Below are 21,163 nucleotides of genomic sequence, written 5' to 3'. Positions count from 1 at the left end.
GTTTACGGTGACGGCCGCCGCCTGCGTCGAACCGGTTCGATGGCGGTGCGAACGTCGTCGCCGGTGCCGACAGGAAGGACCTCCCCATGAAGCGTCACCCCCTCATCCGGCTGCTGTCGGTGGCCGTCGCCGCGACGACGCTGGCCGCCTGCTCCTCCGGAGCCGCCCCCACGGCGGCCGGCGGAACCTTCACCGTCTGGGACCCCTACCCGCAGTTCGACGCGAGCTCCGCGTGGGCGAAGGTGATCGACAAGTGCGGCGCCGAAGCCGGGGTGAAGATCGCGCGGCAGGCGTTCGACACGACCGACCTCACCAACAAGGTGCTGCTCGCCGCCCAGCAGAACACCGCGCCGAACGTCCTCGTCGTCGACAACCCGGTCGTCTCCACCCTGGCCGAGGGCGGCGTGCTGAAGTCCAATGCGGACACCGGCCTCGACGCCACGCAGGCCGCCCCCAACCTGGTCGCCGCCGCCGACGTCAAGGGCCAGGTGTACGGCGTCCCGATCGGGGCGAACACGCTCGCCCTCTACTACAACAAGGCCGTGCTGACCGCGGCCGGTGTCGACCCGGCGTCGGTGAAGGACTGGGCGAGTCTCGACGCCGCGCTGGCCAAGGTGCAGGCCGCGGGCAAGAAGGGCATCACGTTCTCCGCCATCGGCACCGAGGAGGGCAGTTTCCAGTTCCTGCCGTGGTTCTGGGGCGCGGGTGCGAACCTGACCGACCTCGCCTCGGCCGACGCCGTCGCCGCGCTCGCGCAGTGGAAGTCCTGGCTGGACAAGAAATACGCCCCGAACTCGGTGGTCGGCAACACGCAGACCACCAGCTGGCAGGAGTTCGCGACCGGTGAATACGCCTTCGCCGAGAACGGCACCTGGCAGCTGCAGAACGCGAAGAAGGCCGGCTTCGACTACGGCGTCCTCCCGATCCCGGCGCGCACCGGGGGACCGGCTCCGGCGCCGACCGGCGGCGAGTTCGTCACCGTGCCCGCCCAGAGCAGCCCGGACGCCGAGAAGACCGCGGGCAAGATCGCGTCCTGCCTGACCAGCCCGGCCAACGTGCTCGACTCCGACACCGCGCTGACCTACGTCTCCGCCGTGCCGTCGGTGCAGGAGAAGCAGGTCGCCGCCCAGCCGGAGCTGAAGGTGTGGGTCGACGCGGTCAAGGTCGCGAAGGGCCGCACCGGCGACAACCTCGGCACCCGGTACCCGCGGATCTCCGAACCGCTCTGGGGCGCCGTGCAGGTCGCGCTCACCGGCGCGAAGACGCCGGAGGCCGCTCTCGCGGCCGCGCAGGCGACGGCCGCGTCGGCGAAGTAGGCCCGGCTCGTGCAGGACATCCGCGAACCGGTCACCGTCCGTCCGGCCGCGCGAGCGCCCGGACGGACGGGACGCCGGCGGCCGCAGCTGCTCGCGTGGGCGTTCCTCGCCCCGCTCGTGGCCTACCTCGTGCTGTGCTACGGCTATCCGCTGGTCACGAACATCGATCTCAGCCTGCGCAACTACACCGTCCGCACCTTCGTGCACGGCGGGGCGCCGCTGGTCTGGTTCGACAACTACGGAGGAGTGTTCACCGACCCGACCTTCCGCACGGCGCTGCTCAACACGCTCGTCTTCACCGCCGCGTCGCTGCTCTTCCAGTACGGCATCGGCCTCGCGACGGCGGTGTTCTTCGCCCGCCACTTCCGCTTGGGGCCGACCCTGCGCGCGCTGTTCCTCGTGCCCTGGCTGCTGCCGCTGATCGTCTCGGGGTCGACCTGGGCGTGGCTGCTCAACAGCGAGTCCGGGGTGGTCAACTCGGTGCTGGGCTGGTTCGGCGCCGGCCGGATCGACTGGCTGACCTCGCCGACCTGGTCGCTGGTTTCGGTGATCATCGCCAACATCTGGATCGGCGTGCCGTTCAACCTCGTCGTGCTGCACAGCGGCCTGCAGAACATCCCGGCCGAGGTGTACGAAGCGGCGTCGCTCGACGGCGCCGGGGCGTGGCAGCGGTTCCGGCACGTGACCTTCCCGCTGCTGCGGCCGGTTTCGGCGATCACCCTGCTGCTGGGGCTGGTCTACACGCTGAAGGTGTTCGACGTCATCTGGATCATGACCAAGGGCGGTCCCGGCGGGTCGTCGACCACCCTGGCCACCTGGTCCTACCAGCTCGGGTTCGGCAGCATGCTGCCGCGGTTCGGGCCGAGCGCGGCCGTGGGCAACGTGCTCATCCTGCTGGCACTGGTCGCCGGCCTGCTCTACATCCGCGCGCAGCGCAGGCAGGAGGCAGCGTGATCCGCCGCTGGCGCACCGCGGTGGGGCTGGTGCTCACCGCCGTGATGCTCTTCCCCGTGTACTGGATGGTCAACGTGTCGCTGACCCCGGCCGGGCGGATGCGCAAGTCGCCGCCCGACTGGTTCCCCGCCGCGCCGACGTTCGAAGGCTACGAGCGGGTCCTGCGCGAGCAGCTCCCGTACTTCGCCACCAGCCTGTTCGTCGCGCTGGGCACCGTGGCGCTGACCTTGGCCCTGGCCGCGCCGTCGGCGTACGCGCTGGCCAAGCTCCGCCCCCGCGGGCACCGGGCGCTGGGTTTCGTGCTGCTGGTCGCCCAGATGATCCCCGGCATCATCATGGCGCTGGGTTTCTACGGGATCTACGTCTCGCTCGGCATCACCAACACCGCCTGGGGGCTGGTCCTCGCCGACTCGACGATCGCGGTGCCGTTCGCCGTGCTCATCCTGACCTCGTTCATGGCTTCGGTGCCGGACGAGCTCGTCCAGGCGGCCACGATCGACGGCGCGGGCGCGGTGCGCGCGTTCTGGTCGGTGGTGCTGCCGGCGAGCCGCAACGGGGTGGTGACCGCGGGCCTGTTCTCGTTCCTGTGGGCCTGGTCGGACTTCGTCTTCGCGGCGACGCTCGACGGCGGCGGCTCGATGCGGCCGCTGACCCTGGGGATCTACCGCTACATCGGCAACAACAACCAGGAATGGAACTCCATCATGGCGACGGCGGTGGTCGCCTCCGTGCCCGCCGCCGTGCTCCTCGTGCTGGCGCAGCGGTTCGTCGCCGCCGGCGTCACCGCGGGCGCCGTCAAGGACTGAGCCCCTCTCGGAAAGGACGGCTTCTGTGCCCACGGGCGAATTTTCGCTGCGGGAAATCCCCTTCAGCCACCCGGGATCGTGGTTCGACGTCTCCCCGGTGGTGGCCCAGGCCACCTACGCCGGCGACCTGCACCTGGTGTCCCACCGCCACGGCATGCACGCCGTCCTGGCACTGGTCCCGGAAAGCGGCGGGAACCGGGTGGAGGTCCCGGCCGCCGCCACCCCGGCCGCGCTCACCTGGGGTGCCGGCGACCGGCGGATCACGGCGGCCTTCGCGGCACCCGACGTGCTCCGGATCGCCGGGCACGGCCTGAGGCTGCGGATCCGGGCGGCGGAGCCCACGCTGACCCCGTTCACCGGCACCTACTTCTTCGCCGATCCGGTCGACGGCTCGGCCGTGTTCACCTCCTACGAAACCGGCTGCCGCTACCGGGTCACCGTCCTTTCCGGACACCTCCGGCACGAGGGTGCCGAAGCGCTCGGGACCGCCGAGCGGGCCGTCGTCGTGAGCGGCGGTGCCTGGGAGGTGGCGATCGAGGAGCTCGACGGCGTCCGCGAGCCGTACTCGGCGACCACGCCGTTCGACGACGTGGTCGCCGCCGCCAGTGCGGAATTCGCCGCCTTCGCCGATTCGGTGGCGCCGTGGCGCAGCGAGCGGACACCGGCGGCGGAGCTCGCCTGTTACGTGCTGTGGTCGGCCATCGTGGCGCCCGCCGGGTTCCTCGGCCGTCCGGCGGTGCTGATGTCGAAGCACTGGATGGACAAGGTGTGGAGCTGGGACCACTGCTTCACCGCGCTCGCGCTGGCCGCGGGACGGCCCGAGCTGGCCTGGCACCAGTTCCAGGTCGTCTTCGACCACCAGGACGACCGGGGCGCGCTGCCCGACTCGATCACCCACGCCGAGGTGCTGCGCAACTTCGTCAAACCGCCCGTCCACGGCTGGGCGCTGAGCCGGCTGCGCGGCCGGCTGCCCGGTGGCCTGCCCGAACCCGGGCTCGCCTACCGGCAGCTGGCGGCGTGGACGACGTTCTGGCTCGAGCACCGCCGCGTGCCCGGCGGCCCGTTCGCCCACTACGAGCACGGCAACGACAGCGGCTGGGACAACGCGACGCCGTTCGCCGATCGGCGGCTCGTGCAGACGCCCGACCTCGCCGCGTTCCTGGTGCTGCAACTGAAGGAACTGGCCGTGCTGGCCGCCGGGCAGGGGGATCCCGCCGCGGCCGAGCGGTGGGAAGCCGAAGCCGAGCGCATGCTGGCGGCCCTGCTGGGCGAGCTGTGGGACGGCTCGAAGTTCGTCAGCCGCTCGGCCGCGACCGGGGCGGTGCAGTCCGGGGCGAGCCTGCTGGAGCTGATGCCGATCGTGCTCGGCGAACACCTGCCGCCGGACGTCCGGGACCAGGTCGTGGCCGGGCTGGAGACGCACCTCACCGAGATCGGGCTGGCGACCGAGCGGCCGTCGTCGGCGTGCTACGAGGCGGACGGCTACTGGCGCGGACCGGTGTGGGCGCCGGTCACGGTGCTGATCGAAGACGGCCTCCGGCGCGCCGGCGCGCCGGCGCTCGCCGACCGCGTCAGCGCCCGGTTCCGTGCGGTGTGCGAAAAGTCCGGGTTCGCCGAGAACTTCGACGCCCTGACCGGCGACGGCCTGCGCGACCGCGCCTACACCTGGACGGCCGCCGCCTACCTGCTGCTCGCCGGGGACGCCGAAGCGCGCTCGGAGCCGTAGCTCAGCTGCGGTCGTGCAGCGTGACGTGGTAGCCGTCGGGGTCGGCGAAGGTGAACGTCCGGCCGAAGGGGCCGTCGATCGGGGCGGAGACGATGGTGTGCCCGTCGGCGGCCAGTGCGTCGTGGATGGCCTGGACCTCGGTGGCGTGGAGCCAGATCGCGGCACCGATGCCGGGCCGGGCGGCGGCGTCGAGGTCGGTGCCGGGAACGACGTCGCGCAGGGCGAACGCGATCGGCTTCGTCTCGAAGACGACGGCGTGCGGAGGGCCGGCCGGCGAGCGGACGAGGCCGAGGTACCGCTCGTAGAACGCCTGCGAGGCGGCCAGGTCGCGCGCCTGGAGCGAGATGAAGTCGGGGCCGGTGGCGGGCATGGTGCTGCTCCTTCGATTCGTTGTCAGGTTCCTGACATGCCCACCGTATGTCAGGAACCTGACATGAGTCAAGCCGGGTGGCCGGGCGGCCGTCGAAACGCATCGACAATGCGGTGTCGTCGGCGATCTCCTGCTGGCGTGCAGAAAACGTATTTCGATTCGACGAAATCGAAAACTGCGGCCGGATCGAAATCGTCGAAGTATTGTTCGATGGCATTTGATCGATGCTGGTCGAATGCGGGTAAATCACCGACAGTATCTTGACCGGTACGCAACTCGGCTGCGATAGTCGGGCCACTCCCGTTCACGCCGCGCCGGCGCCGGATAAGTCGTCGAAACGATTCGACACCGAGTCAACCCGGAAAGGACCTACCAATGCACAACGTTGTGCGCTCCCTGCTCGTCTCACTGACCGCGGCCGCCGTGGTGGCGACCACGGCCGGGGTGGCCGAAGCGGCCACCTGGTCGTCTTCGGACCAGTGGGCGACCTGGTCCAACGGCGGGTACACCGTCCGCAACGACGTCTGGGGCGGCGGGGCGGGGCCGCAGTCGATCTGGGCGAATTCCTACTCGAACTGGGGAGTGTGGGCTAACCACCCGAACACCGGCGGGGTCAAGTCGTACCCGCACTCGGCGAAGAACGTCGGCCGCACGATCGGTTCGCTGCGCCAGGTGTCCAGCAGTTTCAACGTGAGCCGCCCGGGCAGCGGTGCCTACGAGACCGCCTATGACATCTGGGCGAACAACAACGCCTACGAAATCATGTTGTGGGTCAACAAGCAGGGCGCGGTCGGCCCGATCGGCAGCAAGCAGACGACGGTGAGCGTCGGCGGCCACACCTGGGACGTCTACAAGGGATCGAACGGGTCGAACGCGGTGTTCTCGTTCCTCCGCACCTCGAACACCGACGCCGGAACCGTGGACATCCTCGCGGTGCTGAACTGGATCAAGGCCCGCGGCTGGTTCGGCGACGTCACCCTCGGCGAGGTCCAGTTCGGCTTCGAAATCACCTCGTCGTCAGGCGGCCTGAACTTCACGTCGAACAGTTATTCCGTTTCGGCGTCCTGATCGCCCTGCGTTGCCCGCTCCTCGTCGCCGACGAGGAGCGGGCAATCGGCTGTCGCCGGTCCTACACTTCGCCCATGAACTCCGGCACTACGGCGAGGTGGATCGATGGAACCGGGTGACGCCGCGCGGAAAGCGCTGGCCTGCGTGCGGCTCTTCAACGGCGCGGTGGGGGTGCTGGCCCCCGGCCGGATGGCGGCGAGCCTGGGCAGTGCGCCGGGGGAGGACGAGCGGTTCGGCTACCCCGCGCGGATGTTCGGCATCCGCACCCTGGTCCTCGGGACGGACCTGCTGCTGCTGAAGGCGGACGACCCGTCGGCCCGGCGGATCCTGCGGCAGGCGGTGCTCGTCAACGCGGCGGACACCGCGGCCGCCGCCTACGCCGGTGCGCGCGGCGAACTGCGGGGCAAGGCGGCGAAGTTCACCGTCGCGATCTCCGCCGTGAACACGGTGCTGGCGGTGATTTCGCTCGCCACCGCGAAGCCGCGCGGCTGACCGGCTTCAGCGGTTTACGCGCAAAGAGCCGACGAGCAGATCGAGCATCCGCCCGATCCGCTCGGGGTCGCGCTCGTCGGCCGTGGACAGGAACACGCCGAGCAGCATCAGTGTCACGTCCTCGGGGTCGGCCCGGCGCAGCGTGCCCGCCTCGGCGCCGGCCTCGAGGATCGCGCCGATCGCGGCCGTGATGCGCTGCCGCGTCACCGGGGTTGCGATCCGGCCCGACGCCACGCCCGCGCGGAGGACGTCCGCCATCCCGCGCTTGGTCGCCACGAACGCCGCGTAGCGGTCCATCCACGCGCGGAGGGCCTGCTCGGGCGCTGAATCGGCCAGCAGGGCCGGTGCGCTGTCCGTCACGTCGTCGAGTTCCGCGGCGTAGACGGCTTCGACGAGTGCCTCGCGGGTCGGGAAGTGCCGGTAGAGCGTCCCGATCCCGACGCCGGCCTCGCGGGCGACGGCTTCGAGGGTGACGGCGCCGTCGGCGGCGGCGAACGCGGCGCGCGCGACCGCGACGAGCTTGTCCCGGTTGCGGCGCGCGTCCGAGCGCACCGGCCGGGCGGGTTCGGGCGAAGGCAAAGCGGAGGCACCTCCGGTTGTGCTACGGTCGGCTTAGCGGAGGTTCCTCCGCTTCGCCATCATCGCACGAGAACGGGGACACCCATGCCTTCCACCGCTCGCGGCGCGCTCGCCGGCCGGATCGTGACCCGGGTCGGCTACGGGGCCATGCAGCTCGAGCGCCTGCATGACGACCGCGCCGCGGCCGTCGCCCTCCTGCGCCGCGCGGTCGAGCTCGGCGTCGACCACGTCGACACGGCCCAGTTCTACGGCGCCGGGTTCGTCAACGGCGTCGTCCGCGAGGCCGTCGGATCGGAGGTGCTGGTCGCCACCAAGGTCGGCGCCGATCCGGACTCCGGCGGCCCGCTCCCGCTCCGCCTGGCGCAGCGGCCGGAGGAGTTGCGCGCGAGCGTCGAGGACAACCTTCGTTCGCTCGGGCTGGACCGGATCCCGCTGGTCAACCTGCGCCGCGCCGACCGGCGCCCCGGGCTGGTCGCCGAAGGTGACCAGCGCGTCGGCCTCGACGACCAGCTCGCGGTGCTGACGGCCCTGCGCGACGAGGGCAAGATCGGCGCGATCGGGCTCAGCGCGGTCACGCTCGACGTCCTGCGCCGGGCGCTCCCGGCGGGGATCGCCTGCGTGCAGAACGCCTACAGCCTCGTCAGCCGCGACGACGAGGACATGCTCGAGCTGTGCGTGGCGGAGGGCATCGCCTGGGTCCCGTTCTTCCCGCTGGGCGGCGCGTTCCCCGGCCTGCCGAAGGTCACCGACGAGCCCGCGGTGCGGGCGGTGGCGCGGGCCCTCGGTCACACGCCGGCGCAGATCGGCCTGGCTTGGCTGCTGCACCGGGCCCCGAACGTCCACCTGATCCCGGGCACCGCGACGGGGGCGCACCTGGAGGCCAACCTCGCCACCGCGGCCATCACACTCGACGGCGAGACCCTGGCCGAGCTGGCCGCGATCCCGGGCCGGTCGATGGACGCCAACCTGACCTGAGGGGCCGGTTCCGGCCGGGCTTGAGCTTTGTGGCAGTCGCGCCGGCCGGGCTCTCAACCCTGAGCCGGGTCGTCGGTCAGGGCCGCCGCGGTGGTCGTGAGGTGCCGGGTCAGTGCCTCGGCCGCCGCATCGGCGTTGCGGGCCAACGCCGTCCGCTCCAGCTCGGCGTGCTCGGCGAGGTGGTCGCGGCCGGGGGTGCGGTGAGCCGACCAGCGGCGGGCCAGCTCGCTCGCCGTCCACAGGCGGTCGAACGTCTCCAGGAGCACCGGGTTGCCGCAGCCCTCCAGCAGCGTGCGGTGGAAGACCCGGTGCGCTTCGGCCCACTCGCCGCTGTAGTGGCGGCCTTCGCCGGGGGGCGTGCGGGCCAGCCGGTGGTGCGTGGCCCGCACCCGGGCTTCCCACTCGAGGTCGCCGCGCTCGAGGGACAGGCGCAGCACGAGCGGCTCGACCGTCCGGCGGGCCTCCGCGACCTCTTGCCAGCGGCGGTCCGAAAAAGCCGGGACCGCGAAGCCGCGGTTGGGCAGGCGGTCGGCGAGGCCGTCGCCCACCAGCCGCACCAGCGCCTCGCGCACCACGGCCAGGCTCACACCCTGCTCCCTGGCCAGGTCCTGCGGTTTCAGGGCCTGGCCGGGGGCGTACTGCCCGCGCATGATCGCGTCCCGCAGGCGCTCGTAGGCCTGCTCGGACAGCATGGGCCGGCCGGGTGCAGCAGTCACCTCGCCAGCATAGACGATCGGGCAGATAATCGATTATTGGTGCTATGGTCGATGGCAGAGTCCTCAACCCGGAAGAAAGCGATCCGATGAACGACCCGTTCGCCCGGCTGCCCGAAGTGCCCTCCTTCACCGTCACCAGCACCACGATCGCCGACGGCGCCGCCTTGCCGCCCGAGCACCGGTCGGGGCGGGACCGCTCCCCGCAGCTGTCGTGGAGCGGCGCCCCGGCGGGCACGAAGAGCTACGCCGTCACCGTCTACGACCCCGACGCCCCCACCGGCTCCGGCTTCTGGCACTGGGCGGTCGCTGACATCCCGGCCACCGTCACCGAACTGCCCGAAGGCGCCGGGGACGCCACCGGCGCGGGCCTCCCGGAAGGCGCTTTCCAGCTGCCGGGCGACACCCGCGAAGCCCGCTTCATCGGCGCGGCGCCGCCGGCCGGGCACGGCCCGCACCGCTACTTCTTCGTGGTGCACGCCCTCGACACCGCGTCGATCGGCGTCCCCGCCGACGTCACCCCGGCCGTTCTCGGCTTCACCATGGCCGGTCACGTCCTCGCTCGCGCGGTACTGACCGCGACGGCGGAAACCTCGGCCGAGAGCGCCGAACGCCTCGAGGTTTCCCGGCTCGTCCCGGCGCCCGCGGACGCCGTTTTCGCGGTGTTGACCGACCCGGAGGGACACGTGGACATCGACGCGTCGGGCATGCTCATGGCCGCCGAGGGAGACCCGGTCGAGCGGGCCGGCGACCGGTTCGTGGTGCACATGGACCGCGAAGCGCTCGGAGACGTGCCCCTCGGCCGGTACGACGTCGAAGTCGTCATCACCAAGCTCGTCCCGGGCGAGGAGATCGCCTGGACCGTCGAGGGCCGGACGGGGACGCACGTCCGCCACATCTACGGCTACCGGCTGGAGCCGGTCGAGGGCGGCACCCGCGTCACGTCCTACTACGACTGGTCGGAGATCGGCGAGGAGTGGAAGCGGCGCCTCACCTTCCCGGTGGTCCCCGAGTCCGCCCTGAAGGCCACCCTCGGCATCCTGGAACGCACCGTCCGCCGTCGCCTGGCCAACGGGTAGCCCGCCGCCTGGATCGCGCCACCCGGCGTAGCGTGGCCGCATGTACACGGTTGCGGTGCTGGCTCTCGACGACGTGATCGCCTTCGATCTGGCCACGCCGATCGAAGTACTCGGCCGGGTGCGGCTGCCGGACGGCCGCGGGGGCTACCGGGTCGTCGTCGCCGGCCCGGAGCCGGCGGTCGGGGCGGGCCCGGTGCGGCTCGCCGTCGACACCGGCCTCGACGACGTCGAACACGCCGATCTCGTGGTCGTCCCCGGGCGGAACGACCCGGACCGGCCGACCCCGGACGGGGTCGTGGACTTCCTGCGGGCCGTGGTGGCGCGCGGAACGCGGGTCGCGTCGATCTGCGTCGGCGCCTTCACACTGGCCGAGGCCGGCCTGCTCGACGGGCAGCGGGCCACCACGCACTGGCTCGCCACCGACGAGCTGGCCCGCCGGTACCCGGCCGTGCAGGTCGACCCGGACGCGCTGTACGTCGACAACGGGCAGATCCTGACGTCCGCGGGCGCGTCGGCCGGCCTGGACATGTGCCTGCACCTCGTGGAGCGCGACTACGGCGCCGCGGTCGCCGCCGACGCCGCGCGGCTCGCCGTCGCGCCCCTGCAGCGCACCGGCGGGCAGGGGCAGTACATCCTGCGCAACCGCCCGACCTACCAGACCGCGACGCTGGAGAAGGCGCTCGCGTGGATCGAGGAGAACGCCCACCGTCCGCTCACGCTGGCCGACATCGCCGACGCGGCGGGCATGAGCACCCGGACGCTGACCCGGCACTTCCACGCCGAGACCGGGCAGAGCCCGATCCAGTGGCTGGCCGGGGTGCGGATCCGGCAGGCCCAGGAGCTGCTGGAGCTGACCGACCACACCGTCGACCGGATCGCCGGGCAGGTGGGGTTCCCGTCGCCGAGCAACTTCCGGGCCCAGTTCGCGCAGACCGTGCGGGTCAGCCCGAGCGCGTACCGGAAGACGTTCCGGTCGCCGTAGTCCCGGTCGGCGTCGCCGGCGGAAACCGCGGGAACCGCCGGGAATCAGCCTTTGAGCCGGGGGAAGAGGGCCTCGGCGTTGCCGCGGTCGATCGCGGTGCGCAGGGACGAGTGCATCCGGTACTCCTCGAACTGGCCGTCGAGGAACCCGACCACCGCCGGCGGTGCGAACGGGAAGTCCGAGCCGTAGGTGATGTGGTCGGGGTCGGCGACCTCCAGCAGGCTGGGCAGCGCGGCGGGGCTCGCCGACAGCGCGATGTCGTAGTAGAACTGCTTGAGCACGGCCAGGTGCTTGGGCACCTGGTGCTTCTGGTCGAGCAGCGTCCACGCTTGCTGCGCCTTGTTCTTTTCGTTGAGCACGGTCAGCAGGATCCGGTAGGCGATGTAGGGCACGAACCCGCCCGCGTGGGCGAGGATGAACTTGATCCCCGGGTACTTCTTCATCGCGCCGGACAGGATCAGGCTGATCGCGGTCCGGGTCGTGTCGAGCAGGAAGTCCGCGGTGAACGTCGGGATGCCGGGGACCTCCGGGGCGGGCAGCTCGCCGGGGTGGATGAACACCGCCGTCCCGCGGTCGTGCAGGAACGCCAGCAGCGGCTCGAACGCCGGGTCGCCGAGGTAGCGGCCGTCGTTGTTGGCCAGCAGCACGATCCCGTCGGCGTGCAGCGTGTCCAGGGCGTACTCCGCCTCGGCGAGCGCGCCGTCCACGTCGGGCAGCGTGAGGGTGGCGAAGAAGCCGAACCGGTCCGGGTGCCGGGCCACGACGGCAGCGCAGAAGTCGTTGATCTCCCGGGCCCACCGGCGCGCTTCGGCGGCGTCGCCGAAGTACACGCCGGGCGCGGACAGCGACAGCACGCCGGTCTGGATGTCGTGGCCGTCCATGAACTTCAGCGCGGCGGATTCGGACCACGAAGGCACGTCCACCCCGCCGGGGCGAAGGCCCTTCTTGTGCAGCCACTCGGCGTAGCGCGGCGGGATGACGTGCTGGTGGGTGTCGATGCGGCGGGCGCGGCTCATTCCTTCTCCTCGGCGGTGCTCGATGCACGGTGCATCGAATACACCGTGCATTACGATACGCCATGTATTCGATGGGGGGAAGGGAGCCCGGGACGTCAGCCCGGTTCGTGGTTGAGCGCGCCGGAGCGGAAGGGCGCGACGGCGGCCTCGGTGAACCCGAGTGCCCGGACGGCGCCGAGCAGCCGCGGATCGTCGCCGATTTCGGCGGCCACCGCGGGGTCGAGCTCGATCCGGGCGGTACCGCCGAGGTCGCGGACCCGCAGGTCGCGGAAGTGCACGCTCCGCCCGGCCAGGAACGCGCGCACCGCCGATTCCGCCTGTTCCACCCGCGCCAGCGTGGCCGTGGTGATCGGGATGCCGTACCGGACCCGGCTGGCCAGGCAGGGCGCCGCCGGCTTGTCCGCCCAGACCAGCCCCCAGTCCCGGGCGATGGCTCGCACGTCCTGTTTGGACAGTCCGAGGGTGCGCAGCGGGGTGTGCACGCCGAGTTCGTCGCCCGCGCGGATGCCCGGCCGGAACGGGTCGGCCGCGTCGTCGGCGTTCGTCCCGGTGGCCAGCGCCGGGAAACCGTGGGCGACGGCCACTTCGGCGATCGTCGTGAGCACGGTGGACTTGCAGAAGTAGCAGCGCCGTCGCCCGTTGGCCGCGTACCCGGGCTCGGCCAGCTCGCCGGTCGGCGGGGTCAGGTGGCGGACCCCGAGGTCCGCCGCGATCCGCCGCGCGTCCGCCATCTCCACCGCGGCCAGGCTCGCGGAGTTCGCCGTCACGGCGAGCACGTCCGCCGGACCGAGAGCGCGGACGGCGGCCGCGAGCACCAGCGCCGAATCGGCGCCGCCGGAGAACGCCACGGCGAGGCGGCCGAGGCCGGCGAGGTGGGTGACGAGCCGGGTCCCGTCCATCAGCGTGCCGCGGCGATCGTCGCGACGACGCGGGCCGGCAGCCCGAGTTCCCTCGCGGCCGCCACGACGTCGTCGTGCTCGGGTTTCGCGCCGTGCGGCCCGCGCTTGCGCCGCACCGGCCTCCCGAGGACGTCGACCGTTTCGGTCTCCCGCGCCAGCGCGGTGCGGCGAACCGGGTACTCGCGGAAGCCGAGGCTGCCGGTTTCGGCGAGCACCAGGTCCCCGAGCCGGGCGGCGTGCGCCGGTTCGGCGAGCACGTGCAGGACGTGGGCCGGCCGGCCCTTCTTCATCGTCACCGGGCTGATCCACGCGTCGAGCGCGCCGGCCGAGAGGACCGCGCCGACGACGTGCCCGAGCACTTCGCCGGTGACGTCGTCGAGGTTCGTTTCCAGCACCACGAGCGTGCGCTGCCCGGCGTCGACCGGCTCGCCGAGGTGCACGACCGCGACGTTCGGCCGGTCCGGCAGCGACCGGGTGCCCGCGCCGTAGCCGGTGGCCAGCAGGCGGAATTCCGGCGGCGGCTCGAACCGGGCGCCGGCGGCCTTCAGCACCGCGGCCGCGGTGGGCGTGACGGTCTCGCCGGTGAGGTCGCTGCCGACCGCCCGCGCGCCCTCGAGCAGGGCGGCGGTCGCCGGGGCGGGGCAGGGGAGAAGGCCGTGTGCGGTGCGGACCGTGCCGGTGCCGAGGGGGAGCGCGCCACAGTACACAGTGGACACTTCCAGGGCGTCGAGTGCGGCGAAGACGCCGATGACGTCGACGAGCGTGTCGTGCCCGCCGAGTTCGTGGAGGTGGACGCGTGCGGGATCTTCCCCGTGCAGCCTGCCTTCCACTTCGGCGATCGCGCGAAGGGCGGCGACGGCTCGGGCCGCCACCGGCGCGGGCTCGACCCGCCCGGCCATGGCGATCAGCTCGGCCGCGGGCCGGCTGGTGGCCTCGTCGGTGACGCCCACGTGCGCGCGGGCGGCCGTCAACCCGTGGGTGAGCAGGGACTCCACGTGCAGCTCCCACCCGGTCAGCCCGCTGGCGGCGACGGCGGCCCGAACCCGCTCCAGCGGCGCACCGGCGTCGACGAGAGCAGCCAGCAGCATGTCCCCGGCCAGGCCGGTGAACGGCGAGATGACGCAGATCGTCATCGGGGCCTCCGCAAAACCTGAGCGAGCCGGAACGCGGCCATGGCCGCACCGAACCCGGAGTCGATGTTGACGACGGTGATGCCCGCCGCGCAGGAGGCGTGCATGGCGAGCAGCGCGGTGACGCCTTCGAGGCCGGCGCCGTACCCGGTGGAGGTGGGGACGGCGATCACCGGGCAAGCGACCAAGCCACCGACGGCCGAAGCGAGCGCGCCCTCCATGCCCGCGACGACGATGACCGCGTCGGCCTCGCGCAGCCGTTCGGCTTCGGCCAGCAGGCGGTGGATCCCGGCCACGCCGACATCGGTGACCGCGTCCACCGAGAGGCCGATGGCCGCGGCGACTTCCGCCGCTTCCTCGGCGACCGGGCCGTCGGACGTCCCGGCCGCGGCCACCGCGACCGTGAAGGCGGTCGCCGGAGCCGGGCGCCACACCAGGAGCCGCGCGCCGGAGGAGTAGCGGCCGCCGGGGACCTCGGCCAGCACCGCCCGAGCGGGCTCGGCTTCGACACGGGTGACCAGCACCGGACCGGAGTTGTGGGCGAGCAGCGTCCGCACGATCGCGGCGATCTGCCCCGGGGCTTTTCCCGGCCCGTAAACGACTTCCGGGAGTCCCTGCCGGTCTTCGCGGTCCAGGTCGACCCGCGCGAAGCCGAGATCGGCGGTGTTCATGCCGCCTCCGCGGGAGAAAGTACGTCGGCGGTGTTCATGCCGCCTCCGCGGGAAAGAGTACGTCGGCGGTGCTCATGCCGGCACATATGGGATCGTCAGCGGGCCTTCCGGCAGGACGCAGGCCCGGGCACCCGGTCCGGCCCGGTCGAGCGCCTCGGCCACGGTGGCGGCGATGTCGGTGGTCCGGGTCAGGTGCGCCGTCGCGAGGTCGGCCTCGGTGAGGAAATCGGTGTGCACCACGACCCGGCAGTCGTCCTGGATCTTCGCCTGGATCTGGACCTGCCACTGGTCGGGCACGGTCACCGGGCGGGCCGCGATCTCCGCGAGCAGTGCCGCCGGGGAACCGGCCGACGCGAGGACCTCCCGGTAGGAGCCGTGGTCGGGAAACCCGTCCCGGCACTCCGCGGCGCAGACGATCGTCCCGCCCGGCCGGGTGATCCGGTGCGCCGCCGACATCCCCTTGACGGCCTGGTAGAGGTTCTGGTCGAGGGGATACCCGGAGTTGGTCGTCACCACGACGTCGAAGGGCGCCGGCACCGGCCGCATGGCGACGTCACGGGCGGCGCGGGTCGCGGCCGCGTGCATGGCCGGGAGGTCGCCGCCGAAGGCGCCGATGACCGCCTTGTCGCGGTTGAGGATCACGTCGAGGGCGAAGGTTACCCCGGTGGCCGCGGCGATCGCGCGGACGTCGTCGTGCACCGGATTGCCTTCGGTGATGCCCCAGGTGGCGTTCGCGTGCCCGATCCGGCGGGCGTCGTGCAGCACCAGCACGGTCTCCAGCGCCGCCAGCCCCGGGGCGACGAGCTTGGGCCCGCCCGAAAAGCCGGCGAAGAAGTGCGGTTCGACGAACCCGGTGGTGATCCGGACGTCCGCGGCCACCCACTCGCTGTTCAGCCACACCGGGACGTCGTCGCCGTGGCGGCCCAGCCAGGTCAGGCTCGCGCGGTCGCGGGCGTCGTGGTTGACGATCCGCACGGTGCCGGCGACCTCGTCGCCGAACATGGCGCGCAGTTCGGCGGCGGTGTTGCCGCGGTGGGTGCCGGTCGCCACGAGGATGACAACGTCCTCGAGGCGGACGATGCCGTCGAGTTCGGCGAGGATCGCCGGGATCATCAGTTCGCGGGGCTGCGGCCGGGTCCCGTCGCACGCCGAGATCGCGACGGTCTGCCCGGGCCGCACCCGCTCGCGCAGCGGCGGCCCGGCGACCGGTTCGCGCAACGCCCGGCGCAGCAACACGTCCGCGGGTTCGGTGACGGGGTGGTGCACCGGGGTCACGACGGTGGTGACGTCCGGGTCGATGGTGAGATCCAGGCCGGTCTCGCCATACGCGAGCCGGACGGTCGCAGTCATGACGCCAGTCCGTAGACGCGGGTCGCGGTCCCGCCGCGCACGGCGTCCTGCTCGGCCGGCGTCAAGCCGTCGAGGAGGCTTTCGGCGGCGCCCATGACTTCCGCGTACGTCCCGGCGAGCAGGCAGACCGGCCAGTCCGAGCCGAGCATCAGCCGGTCCGGGCCGAAGGCGGCGAGCGCGGTTTCCGCGTACGGCCGCAGATCCGCGGGCGTCCAGTGTTCCCGGTCGGCTTCCGTGACGAGACCGGACAGCTTCGCGACGACGTTGGGTTCCCGGGCCAGGGTGGCCAGCTCGGTCGCCCAGGGCTCGAGTTCCCCGGTGGCGATCGGCGGTTTCGCGAGGTGGTCGAGGACGAAGGTGAGGTCCGGCAGCGCCCGGACCGCCGCGGTGGCCGCGGGGAGCTGGTGGGGCCGCACGAGCAGGTCGTACACCAGCCCGGCGTCGCGCACCGCCGCGAGTCCGGCCAGCACGTCTTCGCGCTCGAGCCAGCGCGGGTCGGGCTCGGGCTCGACGAGGTGCCGGATGCCCTTCAGGAACTCGCCGCCCGGCGCGGACCGCAGCCGGTCGAGGTCCCGCGCGGGCGAGCCGGTGAGGTCGAGCCAGCCGACCACGCCGGCGATGAGCGGCTCGGCGGCCGCGATCGCGAGGAACCCGATCGACTCCTCGAGGTCCGGCAGGACCTGGACGAGCACGGTCGCGTCGATTCCCGGGGCGGCCGCGCGCAGGTCGGCCGGGGTGAAGTCGCGGCGGATGGCCGCGGTCCCGTCGCCGTCGAGCCACGCGTGGCGGCGGACCGAGGTCTGCCACAGGTGGTGGTGCGCGTCGACGCGCCGGCCGGTCACGCCCGGCCGATCCGGTGGTGCTGGCGGCCGAGGCCGTCGATCTCCACGGTCACTTCGTCCCCTTCGGACAGATAGGGGAAGTCGTTGGCGCCGAACGCGACGCCGGCCGGGGTGCCGGTGTTCACGACGTCGCCCGGCTCGAGCACCATGAACTGGCTGAGGTACCAGACGATGTGCCGGACGTCGAAGAGCATGTTCTTCGTGGTGCCGTCCTGGCGCTGCTCCCCGTTGACGGACAGACGCAGGCCCAGATCCCGGGGATCGCCGGCTTCGTCCGGGGTGACCAGCCACGGGCCGAGCGGGTTGAACGTCTCGCAGGACTTGCCCTTGGTCCACTGGCCGCCGCGTTCGTGCTGGAAGTCGCGCTCGCTGACGTCGTTCGAGACGGCGTACCCGGCGATGACCGCGTCGGCGTCCTCCGGCGTCGCCAGGTACCGCGCCCGCCCGCCGAGCACCACGGCGAGTTCGACCTCGTAGTCGGTCTTGGTGCTGGTGCGCGGGATGAGCACGGTGTCGTCCGGGCCGACGATCGTGTTGGTGGCCTTGAGGAACACGACCGGCTCGGCGGGCGGCCGCGCGCCGGTTTCCGCGGCGTGGTCGGAGTAGTTCAGCCCGATGCAGGCGAGCAGGCCGGGCCGGGCCACCGGCGCGCCGACGCGCAGGCCCGCGGAATCCAGCACCGGCAGCGTGCCTTCGCCCAGCGCCGTCCTGGTCCGCGCGACGCCGTCGGCGGCGAAGAAGGCGCCGTCGACGTCCGGGGTGAGCGAACGCAGGTCCCGCGCCGCACCGGATTCGTCGAGGACGACGGGGATCTCGTGGCCGGGGTCGCCGAGGCGTTGGAAGCGCATGGCCGGGGACCGTAGCAGACATATGATGTCTTGTTCAAAGCTCAAACCAGTCGTCATACGTATAAGTGCGGAAAGTAGTCAATAACTACAGTGAGTCCAAGTTATTGCCGTGTTACGGACCGACTCTGGACATTCCGCGTGCCGACGCGTAGCCATACATATGTTGTCTGCCCCGAAGGAGAGGTGGCCCCGTTGGCCGAAGTGATCAGCGCCATCGACGCCGTGGACGTGCGCTTCCCGACGTCGCTGAGCCTGGACGGGTCGGACGCCATGAACCCGGAACCCGACTACTCGGCGGCGTACGTGACCATCCGCACCAGCGCCGGCGAAGAGGGCTACGGGCTCGCTTTCACCGTGGGCCGCGGCAACGACGTCGAGGTCGCCGCCGTCCGGGCGCTGGTGCCCCTGGTCGCCGGGATGCCGGTGGACGAGGCGCTCGCCGACCTCGGCGCCTTCTCCCGGCGCCTGACCGGCGACAGCCAGCTCCGGTGGCTGGGCCCGGACAAGGGCGCGATCCACATGGCCGCGGCCGCGATCGTCAACGCGGCGTGGGACCTGCGGGCCCGCCGCGAAGGCAAGCCCGTCTGGCGGCTGCTGGCCGAAATGCCCCCGGAAGAACTGGTGGACCTGGTCGACTTCCGGTACCTGCAGGACGCCCTGACCCGCGACGAAGCCCTCGACATCCTCCGCCGCGCCGAGCCGGGCCGCGCGGCCCGCCAGGCCGAGCTCCTGGAGACCGGTTTTCCCGCCTACACCACGACTCCCGGCTGGCTCGGCTACTCGCCGGAGAAGCTGGCGGCCCTCTCGGCGGAGGCGGTCGCCGACGGCTTCACCCAGATCAAGCTCAAGGTCGGCGCCGACCTCGACGAAGACGTCCGGCGGCTGCGGCTCGCGCGGGACGTCGTCGGGCCGGACATCCGGATCGCCATCGACGCCAACCAGGCCTGGGGCGTCGGACAGGCCATCGAATGGCTGCGCCCCCTCGCCGAGTTCGACCCGTACTGGATCGAGGAGCCGACCTCACCCGACGACGTGCTCGGCCACGCGGCGATCCGCCGGGCGGTGGCGCCGATCAAGGTGGCCACCGGCGAGCACACGCACAACGCGGTGATGTTCAAGCAGCTGCTGCAGGCCGAGGCGATCGACGTCCTCCAGCTCGACGCGAGCCGGGTCGCCGGGGTCACCGAGAACATCGCGATCCTGTTGCTGGCCGCGAAGTTCGGCGTCCCGGTGTGCCCGCACGCCGGCGGGGTCGGGCTGTGCGAAATGGTGCAGCACCTGTCGATGTTCGACTTCGTGGCGGTGAGCGGCACCCAGACCGACCGCGTCATCGAGTACGTCGACCACCTGCACGAGCACTTCGTCGACCCGGTGCGGATCGAGCGGGGCCGCTACCTGGCCCCGCGGGAGCCGGGGCTCGGGGCGCGGCTGCACGAGGAGTCCGTGGCGCGGTACCGGTTCCCCGACGGCCCGGTCTGGCAGCGGGACGCGGTGGTCGCGTGAGCGGCGGGGAGTTCGACGGCGTCCGGGCGATCGTGACCGGTGGGGCATCCGGGATCGGGCTCGCCACCGCGCTGAGGTTGTCCGCGCGCGGCGCCCGGGTGGTCTGCCTCGACCTGAACGACAAGGTCGAGGCACCCCTGACCGGCGTGCGGGCCGACGTCTCGGACGACGACTCGGTGCGAGCCGCGGTCGCCGCCGCCGTCGAGCACCTCGGCGGCCTGGACGTCCTGGTGAACAACGCGGGGATCGGGGCGCAGGGAACCGTCGAGGACAACGAAGACGCGGAGTGGCACCGCGTGTTCGACGTCAACGTCGTGGGCATGGTGCGGGTGAGCCGCGCGGCCCTGCCGCACCTGCGCGCGTCGGGCGCGGCGGCGATCGTGAACACCTGCTCGATCGCGGCCACCGCCGGGCTGCCGCAGCGAGCGCTCTACAGCGCCACGAAAGGCGCGGTCCTGGCGCTCACCCGCGCGATGGCCGCCGACCACCTGGCCGAAGGCATCCGCGTGTGCTGCGTGAACCCCGGCACCGCGCACACCCCGTGGATCGACCGGCTGCTCGCGCAGGCCGACGATCCCGCGGCCGAGCTGGCCGCCCTCGCCGCGCGCCAGCCCACCGGCCGGCTCGTCACCGCCGAGGAGGTCGCCGCGGCGATCTGCTACCTGGCCGGCCCGGACTCCGGCGCCACCACCGGCACCGATCTCGCCGTGGACGGCGGGATGTCCGGCCTTCGTCTCCGCCCGAAACCTGTCAACGAGGAGAGGTCATGAAGTTCCAGCACCTGCGCGCCGCGACTGTCGTCACCGCCGGCGTCCTGACCGCGGCCGCACTGGCCGGCTGCAGCGGCGGCGGCTCGACCGCCGCTTCGGGCGGCAAGACCGTCGTCGGCGTCGACTACCCGCGCTCCGACACCGACTTCTGGAACGCCTACATCAAGTACGTGCCCCAGTTCGCCGGCCAGTTCGGCCTCGACCTCAAGACCACCAACTCGCAGAACGACGTCGCCAACCTCACGGCGAACGTGCAGACGATGATCAGCCAGGGCGTCAAGGGCGTGGTGATGGCGCCGCAGGACACCGCGGCGATCATCCCGACGCTGCAGCAGCTGGCGACCAAGAAGATCCCGGTCGTGTCCGTCGACACCCGGCCCGACCAGGGCAACGTCTACATGGTCGTGCGCGCCGACAACCGGGCCTACGGCGAGAAGGCCTGCCAGTTCCTCGGCACCAAGCTCGGCGGCCAGGGCAAGGTCGTGATGCTGCAGGGCGACCTCGCCTCGATCAACGGCCGCGACCGCACCGAAGCCTTCAACGACTGCATGAAGAAGAACTTCCCGGGCATCACGGTGTTCGGCGAGGCCACCAACTGGGACGCCAACACCGCCGCCCAGAAGCTGCAGACCCGGCTGACCGCGAACCCGGACATCAAGGGCGTCTACATGCAGTCCAGCTTCGCCCTGTCCGGCACGCTGCAGCTGCTGAAGCAGCGCGGCCTGGCGGTCCCGGCGAGCGACCCGAAGCACGTGTTCATCGTGTCCAACGACGGCATCCCCGAGGAACTCGCCAAGATCCGGGCGGGGGAGATGGACGCGACGGTGTCGCAGCCCGCGGACCTGTTCGCCAAGTACGCCCTGCAGTACGTCAAGGACGCCATCGACGGCAAGACGCCGAAACCGGGCAAGACCGACCACGACAGCACCATCCTGCAGATCCGCGAGGGCCTGATGGAGGACCAGCTGGCCGCGCCGCTGGTCACCGCCGACGGGGCCACGTTCGGCCCGATCAGCAGCGTCAAGGTCGACGACCAGTCCCTGTGGGGCAACAGCAAGAGCTGAAGCGCCCCGG

General features: G+C 72.1%; 22 protein-coding genes. 12 read left to right on the top strand and 10 right to left on the bottom strand.

All coding sequences use genetic code 11. From position 1 onward, the window contains the following. Positions 1–86: 86 nt before the first annotated feature. Genes ACWED2_RS18275 through ACWED2_RS18260 form a run of 4 tightly spaced genes read left to right on the top strand, consistent with a single transcriptional unit; the run spans position 87 to position 4,802 of the window. The gene (locus ACWED2_RS18275) at positions 87–1,316 is read left to right on the top strand and encodes a sugar ABC transporter substrate-binding protein (protein WP_449691658.1); all 1,230 of its coding nucleotides are present in this window, start codon (positions 87–89) and stop codon (positions 1,314–1,316) included. Between the two features lie 9 nt (positions 1,317–1,325). After that, positions 1,326–2,270, top strand: coding sequence for a carbohydrate ABC transporter permease (locus ACWED2_RS18270; protein WP_449691657.1), 945 nt, complete (start codon positions 1,326–1,328; stop codon positions 2,268–2,270). After that, the gene (locus ACWED2_RS18265) at positions 2,267–3,076 is read left to right on the top strand and encodes a carbohydrate ABC transporter permease (protein ID WP_449691656.1); all 810 of its coding nucleotides are present in this window, start codon (positions 2,267–2,269) and stop codon (positions 3,074–3,076) included. Before ACWED2_RS18270 ends, ACWED2_RS18265 begins: the two co-directional genes overlap by 4 nt. 25 nt (positions 3,077–3,101) lie before the next feature. After that, entirely contained in the window at positions 3,102–4,802 is a 1,701-nt protein-coding gene (locus tag ACWED2_RS18260) for an amylo-alpha-1,6-glucosidase (RefSeq protein WP_449691655.1), read from the top strand. 1 nt (position 4,803) lies between these two features. Here ACWED2_RS18260 and ACWED2_RS18255 read toward each other — a convergent pair whose 3' ends face one another. Further along, positions 4,804–5,172, bottom strand: a complete 369-nt coding sequence (locus tag ACWED2_RS18255; RefSeq protein WP_449691654.1) for a VOC family protein — start codon at positions 5,170–5,172, stop codon at positions 4,804–4,806. A 375-nt stretch (positions 5,173–5,547) separates the two neighbouring features. Here ACWED2_RS18255 and ACWED2_RS18250 point away from each other — a divergent pair, with 375 nt between their 5' ends. After that, complete coding sequence (locus ACWED2_RS18250; RefSeq protein ID WP_449691653.1) at positions 5,548–6,240, top strand: glycoside hydrolase family 12 protein; 693 nt, start codon at positions 5,548–5,550, stop codon at positions 6,238–6,240. Positions 6,241–6,345: 105 nt separating this feature from the next. Continuing rightward, a complete protein-coding gene (locus ACWED2_RS18245) occupies positions 6,346–6,732 on the top strand; it encodes a hypothetical protein (protein WP_449691652.1) in 387 nt (128 codons plus the stop codon). Between the two features lie 6 nt (positions 6,733–6,738). Here the strand turns inward: ACWED2_RS18245 and ACWED2_RS18240 are convergent, their stop codons facing one another. Beyond that, the gene (locus ACWED2_RS18240; RefSeq protein ID WP_449691651.1) at positions 6,739–7,311 is read right to left on the bottom strand and encodes a TetR/AcrR family transcriptional regulator; all 573 of its coding nucleotides are present in this window, start codon (positions 7,309–7,311) and stop codon (positions 6,739–6,741) included. A gap of 84 nt (positions 7,312–7,395) precedes the next feature. On the opposite strand from ACWED2_RS18240, the gene ACWED2_RS18235 reads away from it, so the two are divergent. After that, positions 7,396–8,286, top strand: a complete 891-nt coding sequence (locus ACWED2_RS18235; protein ID WP_449691650.1) for an aldo/keto reductase — start codon at positions 7,396–7,398, stop codon at positions 8,284–8,286. Positions 8,287–8,339: 53 nt separating this feature from the next. Here the strand turns inward: ACWED2_RS18235 and ACWED2_RS18230 are convergent, their stop codons facing one another. Further along, positions 8,340–8,978 carry a GntR family transcriptional regulator gene (locus tag ACWED2_RS18230; protein WP_449691769.1) on the bottom strand — a complete coding sequence of 213 codons (639 nt, stop codon included), beginning with the start codon at positions 8,976–8,978 and terminating at the stop codon, positions 8,340–8,342. 68 nt (positions 8,979–9,046) lie between these two features. On the opposite strand from ACWED2_RS18230, the gene ACWED2_RS18225 reads away from it, so the two are divergent. Both ACWED2_RS18225 and ACWED2_RS18220 read left to right on the top strand, forming a co-directional pair. Then, positions 9,047–10,078 carry a YbhB/YbcL family Raf kinase inhibitor-like protein gene (locus ACWED2_RS18225; RefSeq protein ID WP_449691649.1) on the top strand — a complete coding sequence of 344 codons (1,032 nt, stop codon included), beginning with the start codon at positions 9,047–9,049 and terminating at the stop codon, positions 10,076–10,078. A 40-nt stretch (positions 10,079–10,118) separates the two neighbouring features. Beyond that, the gene (locus tag ACWED2_RS18220) at positions 10,119–11,060 is read left to right on the top strand and encodes a GlxA family transcriptional regulator (protein WP_449691648.1); all 942 of its coding nucleotides are present in this window, start codon (positions 10,119–10,121) and stop codon (positions 11,058–11,060) included. 44 nt (positions 11,061–11,104) lie between these two features. Here the strand turns inward: ACWED2_RS18220 and ACWED2_RS18215 are convergent, their stop codons facing one another. The 7 genes from ACWED2_RS18215 to ACWED2_RS18185 all read right to left on the bottom strand — a co-directional run bounded on the left by ACWED2_RS18215 (position 11,105) and on the right by ACWED2_RS18185 (position 17,816). Beyond that, the gene (locus tag ACWED2_RS18215) at positions 11,105–12,076 is read right to left on the bottom strand and encodes an amidohydrolase family protein (protein WP_449691647.1); all 972 of its coding nucleotides are present in this window, start codon (positions 12,074–12,076) and stop codon (positions 11,105–11,107) included. A gap of 95 nt (positions 12,077–12,171) precedes the next feature. Then, positions 12,172–12,975, bottom strand: coding sequence for an ATP-dependent sacrificial sulfur transferase LarE (larE, locus tag ACWED2_RS18210; protein WP_449691646.1), 804 nt, complete (start codon positions 12,973–12,975; stop codon positions 12,172–12,174). After that, the gene (larC, locus tag ACWED2_RS18205; RefSeq protein ID WP_449691645.1) at positions 12,975–14,108 is read right to left on the bottom strand and encodes a nickel pincer cofactor biosynthesis protein LarC; all 1,134 of its coding nucleotides are present in this window, start codon (positions 14,106–14,108) and stop codon (positions 12,975–12,977) included. The genes larE and larC overlap by 1 nt, the downstream gene beginning before the upstream one ends. Then, complete coding sequence (larB, locus tag ACWED2_RS18200; RefSeq protein WP_449691644.1) at positions 14,105–14,776, bottom strand: nickel pincer cofactor biosynthesis protein LarB; 672 nt, start codon at positions 14,774–14,776, stop codon at positions 14,105–14,107. The genes larC and larB overlap by 4 nt, the downstream gene beginning before the upstream one ends. Before the next feature lie 72 nt (positions 14,777–14,848). Further along, on the bottom strand, positions 14,849–16,126 hold the full coding sequence (larA, locus tag ACWED2_RS18195; protein WP_449691643.1) for a nickel-dependent lactate racemase: 1,278 nt from the start codon (positions 16,124–16,126) through the stop codon (positions 14,849–14,851). After that, the gene (locus ACWED2_RS18190; RefSeq protein ID WP_449691642.1) at positions 16,123–16,968 is read right to left on the bottom strand and encodes an amidohydrolase family protein; all 846 of its coding nucleotides are present in this window, start codon (positions 16,966–16,968) and stop codon (positions 16,123–16,125) included. Before ACWED2_RS18190 ends, larA begins: the two co-directional genes overlap by 4 nt. Continuing rightward, positions 16,965–17,816, bottom strand: coding sequence for a fumarylacetoacetate hydrolase family protein (locus ACWED2_RS18185; RefSeq protein ID WP_449691641.1), 852 nt, complete (start codon positions 17,814–17,816; stop codon positions 16,965–16,967). Before ACWED2_RS18185 ends, ACWED2_RS18190 begins: the two co-directional genes overlap by 4 nt. A gap of 183 nt (positions 17,817–17,999) precedes the next feature. Here ACWED2_RS18185 and ACWED2_RS18180 point away from each other — a divergent pair, with 183 nt between their 5' ends. The 3 genes from ACWED2_RS18180 to ACWED2_RS18170 are packed head-to-tail and all read left to right on the top strand — an operon-like array spanning position 18,000 to position 21,153. Next, entirely contained in the window at positions 18,000–19,319 is a 1,320-nt protein-coding gene (locus ACWED2_RS18180; protein ID WP_449691640.1) for an enolase C-terminal domain-like protein, read from the top strand. Continuing rightward, the gene (locus tag ACWED2_RS18175; RefSeq protein WP_449691639.1) at positions 19,316–20,089 is read left to right on the top strand and encodes an SDR family NAD(P)-dependent oxidoreductase; all 774 of its coding nucleotides are present in this window, start codon (positions 19,316–19,318) and stop codon (positions 20,087–20,089) included. The genes ACWED2_RS18180 and ACWED2_RS18175 overlap by 4 nt, the downstream gene beginning before the upstream one ends. Further along, positions 20,086–21,153, top strand: a complete 1,068-nt coding sequence (locus tag ACWED2_RS18170; protein ID WP_449691638.1) for a sugar ABC transporter substrate-binding protein — start codon at positions 20,086–20,088, stop codon at positions 21,151–21,153. The genes ACWED2_RS18175 and ACWED2_RS18170 overlap by 4 nt, the downstream gene beginning before the upstream one ends. Positions 21,154–21,163: the final 10 nt, after the last annotated feature.

The organism is Amycolatopsis sp. NPDC005003 (genome assembly GCF_053600695.1).
This window is presented reverse-complemented; position numbering and strand designations above follow the sequence as displayed.

Bases quoted from the DNA above. Each gene is read 5' to 3' on its own strand.
- ACWED2_RS18275 (WP_449691658.1), top strand. From the start codon at position 87: ATGAAGCGTCACCCCCTCATCCGGCTGCTGTCGGTGGCCGTCGCCGCG.
- ACWED2_RS18255 (WP_449691654.1), bottom strand. From the start codon at position 5,172: ATGCCCGCCACCGGCCCCGACTTCATCTCGCTCCAGGCGCGCGACCTG.
- ACWED2_RS18250 (WP_449691653.1), top strand. From the start codon at position 5,548: ATGCACAACGTTGTGCGCTCCCTGCTCGTCTCACTGACCGCGGCCGCC.
- ACWED2_RS18245 (WP_449691652.1), top strand. From the start codon at position 6,346: ATGGAACCGGGTGACGCCGCGCGGAAAGCGCTGGCCTGCGTGCGGCTC.
- ACWED2_RS18235 (WP_449691650.1), top strand. From the start codon at position 7,396: ATGCCTTCCACCGCTCGCGGCGCGCTCGCCGGCCGGATCGTGACCCGG.
- ACWED2_RS18230 (WP_449691769.1), bottom strand. From the start codon at position 8,978: ATGCTGTCCGAGCAGGCCTACGAGCGCCTGCGGGACGCGATCATGCGC.
- ACWED2_RS18225 (WP_449691649.1), top strand. From the start codon at position 9,047: ATGGTCGATGGCAGAGTCCTCAACCCGGAAGAAAGCGATCCGATGAAC.
- ACWED2_RS18220 (WP_449691648.1), top strand. From the start codon at position 10,119: ATGTACACGGTTGCGGTGCTGGCTCTCGACGACGTGATCGCCTTCGAT.
- ACWED2_RS18215 (WP_449691647.1), bottom strand. From the start codon at position 12,076: ATGAGCCGCGCCCGCCGCATCGACACCCACCAGCACGTCATCCCGCCG.
- larE (WP_449691646.1), bottom strand. From the start codon at position 12,975: ATGGACGGGACCCGGCTCGTCACCCACCTCGCCGGCCTCGGCCGCCTC.
- larC (WP_449691645.1), bottom strand. From the start codon at position 14,108: ATGACGATCTGCGTCATCTCGCCGTTCACCGGCCTGGCCGGGGACATG.
- larB (WP_449691644.1), bottom strand. From the start codon at position 14,776: ATGAACACCGCCGATCTCGGCTTCGCGCGGGTCGACCTGGACCGCGAA.
- larA (WP_449691643.1), bottom strand. From the start codon at position 16,126: ATGACTGCGACCGTCCGGCTCGCGTATGGCGAGACCGGCCTGGATCTC.
- ACWED2_RS18185 (WP_449691641.1), bottom strand. From the start codon at position 17,816: ATGCGCTTCCAACGCCTCGGCGACCCCGGCCACGAGATCCCCGTCGTC.
- ACWED2_RS18170 (WP_449691638.1), top strand. From the start codon at position 20,086: ATGAAGTTCCAGCACCTGCGCGCCGCGACTGTCGTCACCGCCGGCGTC.